9 protein-coding genes and 1 riboswitch are annotated in these 16,056 nt (G+C 69.5%); of the genes, 5 read left to right on the top strand and 4 right to left on the bottom strand.

The genetic code is table 11. From position 1 onward, the window contains the following. Positions 1 to 170: 170 nt before the first annotated feature. A riboswitch (TPP riboswitch) is annotated at positions 171 to 287 on the top strand. Positions 288 to 411: 124 nt separating this feature from the next. The 5 genes from thiC to ACPTTF_RS06150 all read left to right on the top strand — a co-directional run bounded on the left by thiC (position 412) and on the right by ACPTTF_RS06150 (position 6,031). Then, positions 412 to 2,343 (top strand): phosphomethylpyrimidine synthase ThiC, encoded by a 1,932-nt coding sequence (gene thiC, locus ACPTTF_RS06170; RefSeq protein ID WP_423370573.1) that lies wholly within the window; start codon positions 412 to 414, stop codon positions 2,341 to 2,343. A gap of 243 nt (positions 2,344 to 2,586) precedes the next feature. Then, positions 2,587 to 2,799, top strand: coding sequence for a glycine zipper 2TM domain-containing protein (locus tag ACPTTF_RS06165; RefSeq protein WP_166957766.1), 213 nt, complete (start codon positions 2,587 to 2,589; stop codon positions 2,797 to 2,799). A gap of 191 nt (positions 2,800 to 2,990) precedes the next feature. Next, positions 2,991 to 3,239 (top strand): hypothetical protein, encoded by a 249-nt coding sequence (locus ACPTTF_RS06160; protein WP_423370572.1) that lies wholly within the window; start codon positions 2,991 to 2,993, stop codon positions 3,237 to 3,239. Positions 3,240 to 3,383: 144 nt separating this feature from the next. Beyond that, the gene (locus ACPTTF_RS06155; RefSeq protein WP_423370571.1) at positions 3,384 to 4,310 is read left to right on the top strand and encodes a DMT family transporter; all 927 of its coding nucleotides are present in this window, start codon (positions 3,384 to 3,386) and stop codon (positions 4,308 to 4,310) included. 440 nt (positions 4,311 to 4,750) lie between these two features. Then, positions 4,751 to 6,031: a sensor domain-containing phosphodiesterase gene (locus tag ACPTTF_RS06150; RefSeq protein WP_423370570.1), complete on the top strand. Its 1,281-nt coding sequence runs from the start codon at positions 4,751 to 4,753 to the stop codon at positions 6,029 to 6,031. Positions 6,032 to 6,089: 58 nt separating this feature from the next. Here the strand turns inward: ACPTTF_RS06150 and arfB are convergent, their stop codons facing one another. The 4 genes from arfB to recC are packed head-to-tail and all read right to left on the bottom strand — an operon-like array spanning position 6,090 to position 15,929. Further along, a complete protein-coding gene (arfB, locus tag ACPTTF_RS06145) occupies positions 6,090 to 6,494 on the bottom strand; it encodes an alternative ribosome rescue aminoacyl-tRNA hydrolase ArfB (protein ID WP_166957758.1) in 405 nt (134 codons plus the stop codon). Continuing rightward, complete coding sequence (locus ACPTTF_RS06140) at positions 6,491 to 8,881, bottom strand: AAA family ATPase (RefSeq protein WP_423370569.1); 2,391 nt, start codon at positions 8,879 to 8,881, stop codon at positions 6,491 to 6,493. Before ACPTTF_RS06140 ends, arfB begins: the two co-directional genes overlap by 4 nt. Then, positions 8,878 to 12,588: an exodeoxyribonuclease V subunit beta gene (recB, locus tag ACPTTF_RS06135; RefSeq protein WP_423370568.1), complete on the bottom strand. Its 3,711-nt coding sequence runs from the start codon at positions 12,586 to 12,588 to the stop codon at positions 8,878 to 8,880. Before recB ends, ACPTTF_RS06140 begins: the two co-directional genes overlap by 4 nt. Further along, the gene (recC, locus tag ACPTTF_RS06130; RefSeq protein WP_423370567.1) at positions 12,585 to 15,929 is read right to left on the bottom strand and encodes an exodeoxyribonuclease V subunit gamma; all 3,345 of its coding nucleotides are present in this window, start codon (positions 15,927 to 15,929) and stop codon (positions 12,585 to 12,587) included. Before recC ends, recB begins: the two co-directional genes overlap by 4 nt. Positions 15,930 to 16,056 lie beyond the last annotated feature (127 nt).

The raw sequence follows: 16,056 nt of genomic DNA, 5'->3' as shown, positions 1-16,056 counted from the left end.
CGCGTCATGTTGCGCCGCTTCGCCGCGGCCGGCCAAGCCGTGCGGCCATGCGGCGGCGACGCGCGCTGCCATTTCGACGGGCCATCGCACCGCCCGCCATGCTGCGGCCGCACCGGGATGGCCGATCCTCTCCCGGTTGAAACCGCCGCCAAGCCAGTGTATCGTGTGCGCTGCTAACGCGGGGGTCCTGCAATGCGTTCGGTCAAACAACCGGCATTGCGGGTGAGAAATACCCTTTGAACCTGATCTGGATAATGCCAGCGCAGGGAAGCGTACGGATTTCGCCGCCATCCTTCTGACGAAATCCGCCGCCTCACCAAGCCTCGTCTCCTGCTTAGCTCGAGCCCCACATACGTCAAGGGCTCCGGGCAAGCGCCGAAGCGCCTGTCCGGCGCTCACACAGGAGATTGCATGAACGCCAATCCGAAGTTTCTGTCCGCCGACGCTCATGTCGATGCCGCGGCCGTCGCCCCGCTGCCGAATTCCCGCAAGGTTTATGTAACCGGCTCCCAGCCCGACATCCGCGTGCCGATGCGTGAAATCACGCAGGCCGACACGCCGACCGGCTTCGGCGGCGAAAAGAACCCGCCGATCTACGTGTACGACACGTCGGGCCCCTACACCGATCCGGAAGCGAAGATCGACATCCGCGCGGGCCTGGCCGCACTGCGTCAGGGCTGGATCGAGGCACGCGGCGACACCGAAGTGCTCGGCGGCCTGTCGAGCCAGTACGGCCTCGAGCGCGCGGCCGACCCGGCCACCGCCGACCTGCGGTTCCCGGGCCTGCACCGCAACCCGCGCCGCGCACAAGCCGGCAAGAACGTCACGCAGATGCACTACGCGCGTCAGGGCATCATCACGCCGGAAATGGAATACATCGCGATCCGCGAGAACCAGCGCCGTGCCGAGTACCTCGAAAGCCTGAAGGCGAGCGGCCCGAACGGCGCGAAGCTCGCCGCGATGATGGGCCGCCAGCACCCGGGCCAGGCGTTCGGCGCAACGGCCTTCGGCGCGAACGCGCCGGCCGAGATCACGCCGGAATTCGTGCGCTCGGAAGTGGCGTGCGGCCGCGCGATCATCCCCGCGAACATCAACCACCCGGAATCCGAGCCGATGATCATCGGCCGCAACTTCCTCGTGAAGATCAACGCGAACATCGGCAACTCGGCCGTCACGTCGTCGATCGGCGAGGAAGTCGACAAGATGACGTGGGCGATCCGCTGGGGCGGCGACACGGTGATGGACCTGTCGACCGGCAAGCACATCCATGAAACGCGCGAGTGGATCATCCGCAACAGCCCGGTGCCGATCGGCACGGTGCCGATCTACCAGGCGCTGGAAAAGGTCAACGGCAAGGCCGAGGATCTCACCTGGGAAATCTTCCGCGACACGCTGATCGAGCAGGCCGAGCAAGGCGTCGACTACTTCACGATCCACGCGGGCGTGCGCCTGCAGTACGTGCCGCTCACCGCGAACCGGATGACGGGCATCGTGTCGCGCGGCGGCTCGATCATGGCGAAGTGGTGCCTCGCGCATCACAAGGAAAGCTTCCTGTACGAACACTTCGAAGAGATCTGCGAGATCATGAAGGCGTACGACGTGAGCTTCTCGCTCGGCGACGGCCTGCGCCCCGGCTCGATCTACGACGCGAACGACGAAGCGCAGCTCGGCGAACTGAAGACGCTCGGCGAACTCACGCAGATCGCATGGAAGCACGACGTGCAGGTGATGATCGAAGGCCCCGGCCACGTGCCGATGCAGCTGATCAAGGAGAACATGGATCTCCAGCTCGACTGGTGCAAGGAAGCGCCGTTCTACACGCTCGGGCCGCTCACCACCGACATCGCACCGGGCTACGACCACATCACGTCCGGCATCGGCGCCGCGATGATCGGCTGGTTCGGCACCGCGATGCTCTGCTACGTGACGCCGAAGGAACACCTCGGCCTGCCGAACAAGGACGACGTGAAGGAAGGCATCATCACGTACAAGCTCGCCGCGCACGCCGCCGATCTCGCGAAGGGCCACCCCGGCGCGCAGGTACGCGACAACGCACTGTCGAAGGCACGCTTCGAGTTCCGCTGGGAAGACCAGTTCAACATCGGTCTCGATCCGGACAAGGCGCGCGAATTCCACGACGAAACGCTGCCGAAGGATTCGGCGAAGGTCGCGCACTTCTGCTCGATGTGCGGCCCGCACTTCTGCTCGATGAAAATCACGCAGGACGTACGCGAGTTCGCGGCGCAGCAAGGTGTGTCGGAATCCGAAGCGCTGAAGAAGGGGATGGAAGTCAAGGCGGTCGAGTTCGTCAAGACCGGCGCCGAGATCTATCACCGTCAATAAGCACGCGCGGCGATCCCCACCGGATCACGACGCGATGTACGAAGCCCGCTTTCGAGCGGGCTTTTTTTCGTATGTAGCGTACCCGTAGGCACACGGGTAAACCACCCGAAACAATTCATTACGAAACCGCGTGAGCCTTAACAAGTCCTTACAGCAGCGTCGGGGGGCGGCGCGTAGATTGGGTTCATGCGCGGCCGCCGGCCGGTCGCGTGTCCTCCGTTCACAACCGCAAGGACAACGATCATGAATTCGATACGGCGTATGGGAATTTGCGCGCTGCTCGTCGCGACCGTGGCCAGCCTGTCGGCCTGTGACTCGATGACGAGACGCCAGCGCGACACGGCAATCGGTGCAGGTGTCGGCGGCGTCGCCGGCGCGGCGATCGGCGGCAGTGCGCTGTCGACGCTGGGCGGCGCAGCGGCCGGCGGCATCATCGGCAACCAGGTCGGCAAGTAAGCGGCGCAGCGCGCCGCGACAGTCAGCCAGGCGGCGTTTTCGCGGTGCGAAAGCGCCGTTTTCACATGCGGCACCGCAACGTGACCGGCAGCCTGCGCGGAAATGATCCGTTACCGTTTTGCACATCGTGTCATCGGCGCGCGGCCTAAGCTTAAGCATCTGCCGATTGCCGGCTCCGCCGGAGAGACATCATGAACAGGATCCTCGTCGCCGCGGCGCTCGCCTGCGTGACGCTCGCCGGCTGCTACTACCCGTACGGCTATTATCCTGGCGGCTATTACGCGGCTGCACCGGTGCAGCCGGCCCCCGTCTACGTCGATCCGGGCCCCGCCTATTACTATCCGGCACCTGCCTATGCCCCCGCATGGGGCGGCTATTGGGGACCGGCGCTTTCGCTCAATTTCGGCTTCGGCGGACGCGGCGGCTGGCGCCACCATTAATCAGGTGTGACCGCCGGCACGCGGCCGTCCCGTGCCGGCAACCGGCGACATTCCCGTTTCTTGCCATTTCATCGAATCGTGAAACGACGGCGTGGTAACGAGGTGTAAGATCCTCTGCATCCCTTCCCCCGCCCTTCTCGATCGATGTCGCCCAAGAACGCCCTCCTGCTGACCGTGCTCGCTGCCCTGTGGGGTGCGTCGTTCCTGTTTATCCGGATCGGCGTCGTCGATCTCGGCGTCGCGCCGCTGATGGCATTGCGGGTGGGGATCGGCGCGCTGTTTCTCACGGGCTTCGCGCTGACGCGCTTCAAACCCGCCGATCTCGGCGCCCGGCTGCGCCGTCATGCGTGGCCGTTGTTCGTCGTCGGCGCACTGAACTCGGGTATCCCGTTCTGCCTGTTCGCGTTCGCCGAGCTGACGCTGTCGGCCGGCGTGACGTCGGTGATCAACGCGACGACGCCGCTCTGGGGCGCGCTCGTGGCCTACCTGTGGCTGAAGGACAAGCTGTCGCTGCCGCGGGCGCTCGGCCTCGTGATCGGGTTCGCCGGCGTGCTCACGCTCGTGTGGAACCAGATCGCGAATGCGCACGGCGAAACGGGCGCCGCCGCGACCGCGCTCGCTGCCGCCGCGGCACTCGGCGCGACGCTGCTGTACGGCATCGCGGCCAATTACACGAAGCGCAAGTTGACCGGCGTCGATCCGCTCGTCAACGCGACCGGCAGCATGATCGGCTCGACCGTCCTGCTGCTGCCGTTCGCAATCGCCACCTGGCCGGTCGCACCGGTCAGCGCGCACGCGTGGGGCTCGGTGCTCGCGCTCGGCGTCGCCTGTACGGGCATCGCGTATTTCATCTATTTCTACCTGATCGCGCACATCGGCCCCGCCCGCGCGATTACCGTGACGTTCGTGATCCCCGTGTTCGGCCTGCTGTGGGGCGCGCTGTTCCTCGGCGAACACGTGTCGGCCGTGATGATCGAAGGCTGCGCGATCGTGCTCGTCGGCACCGCGCTCGCGACCGGCGTGATCAAGCGGATCCCCGGGGTCCGGCCGCGCAGCGGCGAAGCGACCTGACGATTCGTCCGGGCGCACGCGTCGCCATCGGCCGGGCCGTGATTCGTGACGGCCGGGCGGCGCCTGCCCACCGCCGCGCCGTGGCGGGTGCCGCAACGCTGCCGGCATTCCTCTGACGGCGACATTCGCTTGACGGCGATGCCGGCCGTCGGGATTTCCCGCCTCACCGCGTGCGATGCCGCCGGATTGTCATGTGCGGCGGCGACGCCCTTCGCTTCGCGGCTGTCATGCGCGGCGCGCATGCGAGCGGCGCCGGCCGCGGCCGCATACCCGGGTGCGTCTGGAGTTTCCCTGATACGCGAGCGGCCCCATTCCCGTTACACTCCGAACACTTACCCGCAGAAGGCGGTCTCGATGTCCCACGTCCTTTCGCGTCCGCCGGCGCGTGCGACTGCTTCAGCGCGGCGGCGCGCTGCCGCGCCGCCCCGGGCACCGTTGACATGAAGCCCGCCCGCGACCTCTCGCTCGACTCCCTGCTCGAACGTCTCACCCCGACGCCCGGCGGCTGGATCGCCACCTATCGCACCACGACGCTGCGCAGCGTGTTCCAGCCCGTGCTGTCGATCACGCACAAGCGGGTCGTCGGTTACGAGGCGCTGCTGCGCGTCGTCGACGCGAACGGCACGCTGATCTCGCCCGCCGCCCTGTTCGACAAGACGCGCGCCGATGCCGATGCGCTGCTGCTCGACCGGCTCGCGCGCTGCCTGCATACGGCCAACTTCGTCGCGCAGGGCATCGGCGACGGCTGGCTGTTCCTGAACGTCACACCGCGCGTGCTCGACTCGGGCCTCGTGCAGCGCGAATTCGTCGAGGCGCTGGGCCGGCATTTCGCGCTGCCGCCGAACCGGATCGTGCTGGAAGTCGTCGAACAGCCAGCGCGCGACGAAGCCGCACTCGCCCGCACGATCGACATGATCCAGCATCGCGACTTCCTGATCGCGATCGACGATTTCGGCACGGGGTTCTCGAACTTCGACCGCGTGTGGCGCGCGCGCCCCGACATCGTCAAGCTCGATCGCTCGCTCGTCGAACGCTCGACCGGTTCGTCCGACGATCGCCGCATCATGCATCACCTCGTGTCGATGCTGCATCAGGCCGGTGCGATGGTGCTCGCCGAGGGCGTCGAGAACGACGACGCGCTGCAGGCGCTGATGGAAGCCGACATCGATTTCGTGCAAGGTTTTCAGTTCGGCCAGCCCGACGCATCGATCGCACATGCCAGCGCGGCGGCACCCGCGATGCTCGATGCCGCGTGGCAGCGCTTCATCGCCCGCCGGCACACGCCGGTCATCGCCGAGCAGCCGGGCTTCGACGCGATCGAGCGGCTCGTGCTGACCGGCGCAGCCGCGTTCTCCGCGAGCGGCAACCTGCAGGACGCCGCGCAACGCGTATTCGCGGTGCCGGCCGCACGCCGCGTGTTCGTCACCGACGAAACCGGCGAGCAGTTCCTGCCGTCGATCGGCGCGCGCGCCGACGACGGCCAGGCCGCCGTCACCCGCCTCGCACCGCTCTTCCCGGAAACCCACAGCAACTGGTCGCGGCGCCCGTATTTCCAGCGCGCGATCGCCGCGCCCGGACGCGTCGCGCTGATGGGCCCGCACTTCTCGCTGACAGAAGGCCGCGACTGCTATACGGCCGCCGTCGCGATCCGCGCGCAGAGCCGGCTCGTCGTGTTCTGCGTCGACTTCGTACTCGACAGCGCCGGGACCGTGATGCGTTAACCGGCGCGGCGGCGGGCAACCGGCAGTCGTGCCCGTCGTTCGCCCGTTCATCCATTCGTCAGTCGCTCACCTTCCCTCTTCCCGACTTCACCGCGCTGCGGCGCGACTTGTGCTCGAGCCGCCGCTCTTTCGACGCACGTGTCGGCCGCGTGGCAACCCGTGCGCGCGGCGTGAACGCAACGCCGCCGATCAACGCATCGAGGCGCGCCAGCGCGGCCTCGCGGTTCTTCTCCTGGGTGCGATATTCCTGCGACTTGATCACGACGATGCCATCGCGCGTGATGCGCTGGTCGGACAGCGCGAGAAGCCGCTCCTTGATGACAGGCGGCAACGACGACGCACGGATATCGAAGCGCAGATGGATCGCGCTCGACACCTTGTTCACGTTCTGCCCACCGGCGCCTTGCGCGCGCACGGCCGTCCATTCGACCTCGGCCGGATCGAGCGTATAGCGGATCATCATCGCGCAGCCTCCATGCGGCGCCGTGCAAGCGCTTCGTCGACGCGTGCCGCGAGCCCCGAATCGCGCTGCGTGCGCGTCGCGACCGCCTGCGCCAGCACGCGCCGCGGCCCGATCACCTGCACGCGCGTGCGCGCACGCGTGACGGCCGTATAGACGAGTTCGCGCGTGAGCACACGGCCGAACGATGCCGGCAGCACGAGCGCGGCTTCGTCGAACTCCGAGCCCTGCGATTTGTGGACCGTCAGCGCGAACGCGGTTTCGTGCGGCGGCAGCGCGGCCGGCGACACCGCGCGCGCGGTGCCGTCCGCACGCCTGAACCACACGCGCAGCACGCTGTGCGCGTCGGGCAGCGCAATGCCGATATCGCCGTTGAACAGCCCGAGCGCATAGTCGTTGCGCGTCACCATGATCGGCCGCCCCGTAAACCAGTGCGCGCCGACCGCGAGCGGCACGCGCGCCGCGTGGCGCACGTGCGCGGCCACGAGCGCATTGACGTGCTCCGCGCCGCGCAAGCCGCTGCGGGTCGCGCACAGGATCCGGAACCGGTTGAGCGCGTCGAACAGCGGCAACGGATCGGGCACCGGCGTGGCCAGCGCGTCGCGCAACGCATCGAGGTAAGCACCGAACCGCCGCGCGAGGCGCTCGAGCGTCGACGACGCGAGCGACTCGCCCGCATCGTCATGGAACGACGCGGCGGCCGTATCGTCGGCGGGCAGCGCGTCGAGCGCGGCCTGCACGTCGCCGCTGCGGATCGCGAGCGACAGCCGCCCGATCGGCGAATCGAGACCGAAGCGGTAATTGCGTTCGAGCCAGACTACGCAGTCGGCGAGTGGTGCCGGTGCGGATGCCGCTGCGGGCGTGGCGGACGCGGCGGCGGGTTCGTCCGGCAGTATCGATGTGACAGACGCAAGCGCCGCATCGCCTGCGTCGAACGGTGGCAGCTCGACGGCGTCGAGCCACGCGAGTTCGTCGACCTCGATCCACGCGGGGGCTTCGCCTGCATTGCCTGCATTGCCTGCATTGCCTGCATTGCCTGCATCGCCGGTTTCGACCGGCACGGGAGCGGCGGCGAGCGGCGACACGACGTCGGGCGACGGCATTTCGTCATCCTGCGGTTCGTCGTCGAAGAGTGACGCCTGTCGCGCATCGGTCTTCCGTCGCGATATCGGTTTGCGTGCGGCGGCCGGTGCCGGTGCCGGTGCCGGTGCCGGTGCCGGTGCCGGTGCCGATGCCGATGCCGACGCCAGTGCCGATGCCGGTGCGCGGGCCGCGGCGTAAACCGGATGCGCAGCGGGAACTGCCGCGGTCGCGGCTTCGTCCTGCACCGGCAACGCCGCGACGAATGCCGCCTCGTCGATGCCGAGCGCCTGCGCGATGCGTGTGCGCGCCGCGGCGGTAAACGCCGGCCGCGCGCTCAGCTCCGCGAATACGGCGCCCGCCTCGACCGCGGCCAGTTGATCCTTGTCGCCGAGCAGCACGAGCCGTGCGCCCGGCGCGAGCGCATCGAGCAGATGCGCGGCGAGCGCGACGTCGATCATCGACGCCTCGTCGACGACGATCAGGTCGTACGGCAGCGGATTGTCGCGATGATGCCGGAAGCCGGCCGCCCCGCCGCCGCCCAGCAACCGGTGCAGCGTGTACGACGTATCGGGCAGGCGCGCCGCGAGTTCGGGCGGCAGGTCGCCGGCCCGCGCATGCAGGGCCTCCTGCATGCGCTGCGCGGCCTTGCCGGTCGGCGCGGCCAGCGCGACGCGCAGCCCCGAATGCGCATCGAGCAGACAGGCCAGCACACCGACGACCGTCGTCGTCTTGCCCGTGCCCGGGCCACCGCTGACGATCGTCACGCGGCCGGTCAGCGCGACGATCGCCGCGACACGCTGCCAGTCGACTTCGCCGGTCGCCGGCCCGAAGTAACGCGCGAGACTGTCGCGCAGCCGGTCGGGTTCGAGACCTTCGTCCGGCGCGGCCGCACCGGCCTGCGCGACGAGCGCATCGGCAAGCCGCCGTTCGTAATCGAAATAGCGCGACAGGTACAGGTGGTCATGGCGATCGACGATCAGCGGCCGCTCGTCGCCACGCGCGAGCGTGCCGAACGCGACCACGCCGCTCGCGGCAAGCGCCGTGCGAACCTCGTCGAGCGGTGCTTCGTAGCGTTGCGCGAGCGCGCCGAGCGCGACGCACACGTGGCCGCCCGCGGTCGCACGACTCGTTGCGAACGCGGCACGCGCCGCCCATCGCGCGGCCGCAGCCGGCGCGCCGGCGCGGCGAGAGAAGTCGCCGATGCGGCGCGCGAAACCTTCCGCGAGCGCGATGCCGAAATCCGCGGGCTCGGGCAGCCGCGCGACGAGGCCGCCGGTAAATTCGAGCGTATCGTCCTGCGCATTCATGCGCGGCCCCCTTCCATCATCCGGTCGAGCGCGTCGACAAGCGCGCGCGCGGGCCGCCGCGCGTGCACGCCGGCCGGCTCGCCGCCGCTGCGCCAGCCGGGCCGAACCCCACGCACGAACAGGTACAGGTAGCCCGCGATATGCGTGTCGTAGTCGTAGTCGGGCAGCCGCCCGCGCAAGTAGCGATGCAGTGCGACCGTATAGAGCAGCGCCTGCAGGTGATACGCGTGGTCGGCCATCGCGGCGTCGAGCGCACGCGGGCCATAGGCATCCGGCGTCGTGCCGAGATGGTTCGACTTCCAGTCGACGATCCAGAAGCGGCCGTCGTGTTCGACGATCATGTCGATGAAACCCTTGATGAAACCGGCGAGCATGCCCGCCTCCAGTGCAACGTCCGGGTAGCCGTGTGCGACCAGCAGGCGGCGTAGCGCCATCAGGTCGAGCGACGGCGCCGGGAACAGGAAACCCATTTCGTCGAGCCGCTTCGCGGGATCGAGATCGGCGAGCCGCATGCCCGGCACGAGCTCGGTGCGCACGACGTCGTCGACCAGTTGCACCATCATCGCGGGCAGACGCGTCGCGAGTTCGGGCACGGCCTCGACCGGCCGGTCGTGCAGCGCGCCGAGCGCGGCCTTGGGCCACGACTCGGGCTCCGTGAACCGGCTGAGTTCGAACAGACGGTGCAGGCACTCGCCGGCCGCCGCGCCGCGCGGGAACACGAGGATGTCGTCTTCCGGCGGGTCGGACGCGACCGTATCGGCCAATAGCCACTCGCCATCCGGCGCCACCGCGGCAAGCGCATCGTGATCGGGCCGCAGTTCGTCATCGGGCACGGCTGCAACGCCCGCCTCCTCGCGCGCCATCGACGCGGTCAGCGAACTGAAGCTGGCCATCCGCCAGGCATCGCGCAGCACGCGCGTCGCATGGCGCGCCGCGAACGTCTGCGATGCGTCGTGCCCGGCCGCGAGACGCTCGGGTCGCGCGGGCGCCGGCAGTGGCGCGACGCTCACGGGGCCACCCGCGAGCGCATGCCACGCCGTATCGAGCGCGGCTTCGTCGGGCGGCTCGTCGAGCCATGCATCGAACGACTGGCCGGCGCCGGCGACGAGCCAGTTGAGCACGCTGCGCCGCGCTTCACGCGTCGAGCGCGACGACAGGTACGGCCCGGCGACGACATAGCAGCGATAGACCGCGCGCGTGAGCGCCACGTAGACGAGCCGCGCGCGCTCCGCGGCCTGCTCGCGCAGCGCTTGCCGCGCCGCATGCGCGGCCGCTTCGTCGTCGCACCCGTAGTGCAGCACCGCATCGCCCGCATCGTCGTGATATTCGCGCGCATCGGGCAGCGCGGACGCGGGCGGCTCGCGCAACCCGCCGTCGTTCAGGAACGGACAGAACACGATCGCGTATTCCAGGCCTTTCGATTTGTGCACGGTGACGATCTGCACGAGGTTGCGATCGGATTCGAGCCGCAACTGCGCTTCCTCGCCGCCGCCGTCGAGCCGTTGCGCGGCAAGCCAGCGCAGCGTCGGCGCGATGCCCGGCTGCGCGGACGCGCGTGCCTGCGTCAGTTCGGCCAGATGGTTGATGTCGGTCACGCGACGCTCGCCGTCCGCGCCGGCCATCAGCCGCTCGGCGATCCGCAATTCGCGCGTGAACGTGCGCCACATCACCGCGAAACCGCGTTCGCGCCACAGCAGCCGGTACCGCGAGAAGCGCTCGACCCAGCTCATCGCGTCGGTGCTGTCGGCCGCGGACGCTTCGTGCGGCGCATCACCGTCGCCTTGCTCCATCCGCCACAGTGCGCCGGCATCGAGACCGAACCAGTCGGATGCGAGCGCCGCGCGCAGACGCCGCAGGTCGCCCGGCGCATCGATCGCCGCCAGCACACGTTCAAGCTGCTCCGCGTCGCCGGTCGAGAACACCGATGCCTGCGCCAGTTCCACGCTGCCGATGCCCCACGTGGCCAGCACGCGCTTCACGAGGCTGCCCTGCCGGTGCGTCTGCACGAGCACCGCGATATCGCCCGGCGACAGCGGCGACTCGCCGAGCCGCACGCGCCTTTCGCGCGCACCGCGCATCAGCCGCGCGATCTCGGCGGCACAGGCCTGCGCGGCCTGCGCCTGCGCATCGCGCTTGAGCAACGTGCCTTCACCGCCAGGCAACGCCCACACCCGGAAATCGCCGGCCGGGCCCGGATCGGTTTCGTCGACGAACGGCGCGCGCACGCGCGTGCCGGCGCGCACCGCGTAATAGTCGAGCCCGTCGAGTACGAATGCCTGCGGATTCGACATGAAGAAGCGGTTGCACGCGTCGACGATCGCGGGCGTCGAGCGCTGGTTGACCGCGAGCGTGTAGCACGCGCTCGCCCGTGCGCGCGCGGCGAGATAGGTATGCAGATCGGCCGCGCGGAAGCTGTAGATCGCCTGCTTCGGATCGCCGACCAGAAACAGCGGGCCGCCCGGCGCGAAGATCCGGTCGAAGATCGCGAACTGCAGCGGGTCGGTATCCTGGAACTCGTCGATCAGCGCGGCCGGATAGCGCACGCGCAGCGTCTCGGCGAGCCACGGATGCGCATGCAGCGCGTGATACAGGTTCGTGAGCAGATCGTCGAACGAGACGACGCGCCGCGTGCGCTTGCGCTCGGCCAGTTCGCCCGGCGCCATGTCGAGCCATTCGGCGATCAGCGCGAGCCAGCGCGCGCGCTGCGCGGCCTCGGCGGCCGCCACGGCCGCTTCGAGCGCGTCGGCCACGTCGAAGAACGCATGCTCGGGCGTCGCGCCGCCTTTTTTTGTCGCCTTCACGAGCGCGGTGCGCGTGAGCTTCAGCGCGGCTTTCGGCAGCGCAGCCGTCGCGTCGCCCTGCGTGAAATGCGCAGCCCATGCGGCAAGCGCATCGGCAACCGCTTCGGGTTTGTGCGAGCGCTGGTTGAGCGCGGGCTGCGCGGTGCGCAGCAACGCATCGATCGCTTCGCGCTCGGCCGCCCACATCCGCCCGGCCTCGGCGAAGCATTCGGCCGCAGCGGCTTCGGCCGATTCGTCGGGCTCGGTCACGCCGTCCCAGCGCAGCGCGGCGAGCGGCTTCTTCAGCCGGCGCGCGAGCTGCGCATCGAGCGCGGCCGGCCCGGCACCCGACTCGACGAGCCAGGTCGCAAAGCCCGGCCAGCGCGCGGCCGCCGGTTCGACACGGGTGCGCCAGAAATCCGCTGCGAGTTCGAAGCGCAGCGACGCGTCGTCGGCCTCCATGTCGAACGCGAACGGCATCGCGGCCGCGAACGGCGCTTCCTGCAGCGCGCGCTGGCAGAACGCGTGGATCGTATGGATGGCAGCCTGGTCGAACGCGCGCAGCGCACGCCGGATCCGTTTCGCGGCCGTTTCAGGGTCGAGCTCGCCGCCTTCGCCGAGCGTCGTCTCGAGCAGGCGCTCGATGAACGGATCGCCGCCGTCGTCACCCGTGTCGAGCGCATGCGCAAGCTGCGCGAGCCGGCCGCGAATCCGCTCGTGCAGCTCGGCAGTCGCTGCTTTCGTGAAAGTCACGACGAGGATTTCGTCCGCTCCGAGATCCTTTTCCAGCAGCAGGCGAACATACAGTGCGCAGATGTTCCAGGTCTTGCCGGTGCCGGCCGACGCCTCGATCTGGTTGACGCCATCGAGCGGACACGCGAACACGTCGAGTTCGAGCGCCTGCTGCGGCTGCGACACGGCGCTCATGCGACCTCCTTCAGATGCTCGACGAGCGGATCGAACACGAGCCGCGCGAGTGTGGCGAACGGCTCGTCGAGCGACGCATGCGCACCGCGCCACGCGATCGCGATGGCCGGATCGTCGGCTTCGCTCACGACCCGCTCGTTGATCCAGACACTCGCGGCCTTGGCCTCGCCGTCGGACACCCGTGCCCACGCGCTGCGCGGGAAAAACCGCAGCGGCATGCGCCGCCCCGCGCGAAACAGCGCGGCAAGCGGTGCGAGCTGCTCGAGCGGCGCCGCGACAGGCGTCAGCTCGAATGCACCGCCGCTGCCGAACCACAGCGTGCGGCGCGGGCCGCCAGGCTCGATCGCGCAGTAGACGAGATGTGCGAGCCACGCGGACAGATAATCGCGCGCACTCGGCCTCGCATAGCGGTAGATGATCTGCCCGGCAGGCGTCAGCCGGTTCAGCGTGCCGTGCAATTCAAGCGGCGCGCTCACCGCGTCGCCCGACAGCAGCGCGTCGTGCGCGCCGAACAGCGCCTGGTCGGTGTCGGGCCAGGCAGGCACGACAGTGAGCAAGAACGGCCGCCGCTCCATCCCGTCGGCCAGCGCGCGACGTACGTTCGATGCAAGCTGCGTCATCGAGCCAAGCGCCTGGTCGCGCCACACGGCGCCCGTCGCGCCGCCTGGCAGTTCGGGGCTCGCGTCCGCGATGCGCAGCGCGTGATCGTGCACGCCGCCCTCGTCCGATTCGATCAGCAGCGGCAGCACGCGCTCGGCCAGCGCATCGCTGCCGGCGAAGTCGAGCGCGAACGGCTCGGTGTCGAGCAGTTCGGCCTGTGCGTCGGCGAGCACAATGCCGAGCCGCGCGCGCAGCAGCGAGCGCGCGGGATGGCGCCAGAAGCGTTCGAATTCGCTGAATGCGACCGGCTCGACCGGTTCGGCCGGCAGCGGCTGCGCGAAGAACGGCAGCTCGCGCGGCCCGTCGCGCGACGCCTCGGCGGCCAGCAGCGACGCGAGCGTCGCACGCTCGGCGTCATAGGAAACGAGTGGGCTGCCCGGCTGGAAATACGCGGCCGCGAACGGTTGCAGCGGATGCTCGACGACGAAGGCGCGCCGCGCGGCATCGACCGCGTCCGGCGCGGCGTCGGGCCCGGCCGTGACAAGCGCGAGATGGTCGAGCAGTTCGTCGACGAGTGCCGCAGGCGGCAACGGCGCGTTGTCACGAATGCTGCGGCCCGTGTAGGCAATCAGCAACCGGTCGCGCGCGGCGAGCAGCAGGTCGAGAAACAGGTTGCGCTCGTCGTCGCGGCGCTGGCGGTCGCCGAGCTTCGGCATCACGGCCATCAGGTCGAATTCGTCCGCACGCGCGAGACTCGGCAGCACACCGTCGTCCATCCCGAGCAGGCAGACGACGCGATACGGCAGGCCGCGCAAGCTCGTCAACGACGAGAACGTGACGCCGCCCCAAGGCACCCCGCCGCGCGCCGGATCGTCGAGCGCGGCGGCCAGCCCGGCCCGGACGACGGCCGCCGGCAACGCTTCGTCGGGTGCCCCCTCCGTCATCGCGGCCAGCATCGCGTCGAGTGCATCGCGCACGCCCGCGAGCGCATCCGCATACGCGGCGCCCGAATCGAAGAAACGTGCGAGCGTGTCGGCGAACAATTCGCTCCAGCCCTGCGGCGTATGCGATTCGGCCAGCCGCCGCGCAAAGCCGTCGAGATCGTCGGTGAAGCGCGCGAGCCGGCCGAGCAGTTCGGCCTCGCTGCCGGTGGCCGCCTCGATCGGCAGCCATGCACCGACCGGCGCCGCGCCCTCCGGCATCGCATAACCGAGAAAGAGCCGTGCGAGCGCATCGGAGAACGTATGACGCGGCGACGGCACGGCCGCGTCGTCGTTCGCGAGCGGCGACAGCCCGCGCCGCGCGCCGGCGGCCGCGAGCCAGGTCTGCACCGTCTCGAGCGCCGCCGCATCGATGCCGTAGCGTGCTGCCACCGCGTCGACGCGCAGCCATTCGACCAGCTCGGGCGCACCGACCTGCCGCTCCGGCAACGCAAGCCAGTCGAGCAGCACGCGCGCGACCGGGTTCGCCTGCGACGGCGGCAGGCCGGTGATCCGGTAAGGCACGCGTGCACCGCCGGTGCCGGCCGTGCCGAACACCGCGTCGATCAGCGGCCCGGCCGCCGCGAGATCGGCCACCGCGACGAGCACGTCGGACGGCTGCAGGCTCGCGTCGGCATCGAACCACGCGAGCAGCCGGTCGTGCAGCACCTCGAGCTGGCGCGCGAGGCTGTGGCACACGTGCACCTCGATGCCGCGCTCGGCCGGTGCATCGCCGGCTTCGGCCTCCGGCTGCAGTTCGAGGATCGCGTTCTGCACGCGCGCGAGCCACGTGGACTCGGGATTCTCGACGAAGCGCGACGCATCGCCTGACGCGGCGCTTTCGGTCAGTTCGTGCAGCATGTGCAACTGCGCCTGCGTCTGCCTGCCCCACTCGGCGAGCAGCGGATGGCCGACTTCCTGGTAGTCGAGCCGCCCGGCCGCGTCAAGCGCCTCGGCATGCGCGGCCGTGACGATGTCGAACCAGAATTCGCGGCACGGGTTCAGCGCATAGACGCGCACGTCGATCCAGCGCGACAGCTCGCGCAGCAATGCGACATGCAGCGGCGGCATCGTCGGCAGCGCGAACACGCTAACCGATTCCGGCCAGTGCGTGCGCGCGCGCGCGACGGTTTCAGGATCGAGATTGCGCGCCTCGACGAGGAAGCGGTGCGCCGGCGGCGTGCCGCTGTCGCTCAGCTCGGCGAGCAGTGCGCGCCACAGCGCGGCCTGCCAGCGCTCGTCGTCGCGCGCGGCGTCGCTGACTCCGCGCGGCGCGCCGTCGCCCGCGAGCACGGATTCGCCGGCCTGCCATGCGGCCAGCCACTCGGGACGATAGGTCAGGTAATGATCGAGCACGGCCGCGACGCGGTGCGCCAGCTCGTAGCGCATCGCATCGTCGGACGCGGACAGATACGCGGCCAGCCGCGGCGACGCGAGCCACGGCGCACCATCGGATGCCTGTGCAAACAGCCGGTAGCAGCGCCACACGAGGCGGTCGGGTGCAAAGGGCGAACGCGCGGGCACCGTCAGCACGCGGCCGATCTGCGCCCACAGCCATTGCGCGAGATACGTGAACTCGACGTTCGCGCATACGCCGTTGCGCGCGGCGATGTCGAGCTCGAGGCGACGGCGCAGCGCCGCACTCGGCACGATGACCTGTTGCGGCGCCCACGGGCCGTTGCGGGCCGGGAACGCAGCCAGATCCTCGAGCAGCGCGTCGGCCAGCGTTTCGTGACGGTTCGAATAGAAGAGATGGAGCATGAAGCAGGCGTCGGAACCTCGCACCGGCCGGGCCGGGCGAACAGGATCATCAAGGATAGCAAATGGACCGCCGCCGCGAACCTCGTCCGGAAAGCCAGGTTTTGCGGACCGCGAAATACGATAGACT

Source organism: Burkholderia crassaminum (assembly GCF_964265005.1).
Classification (GTDB): domain Bacteria; phylum Pseudomonadota; class Gammaproteobacteria; order Burkholderiales; family Burkholderiaceae; genus Burkholderia.
The sequence above is the reverse complement of the archived record's forward strand: the minus strand, read 5'-3'. Positions and strand labels throughout refer to the sequence as shown.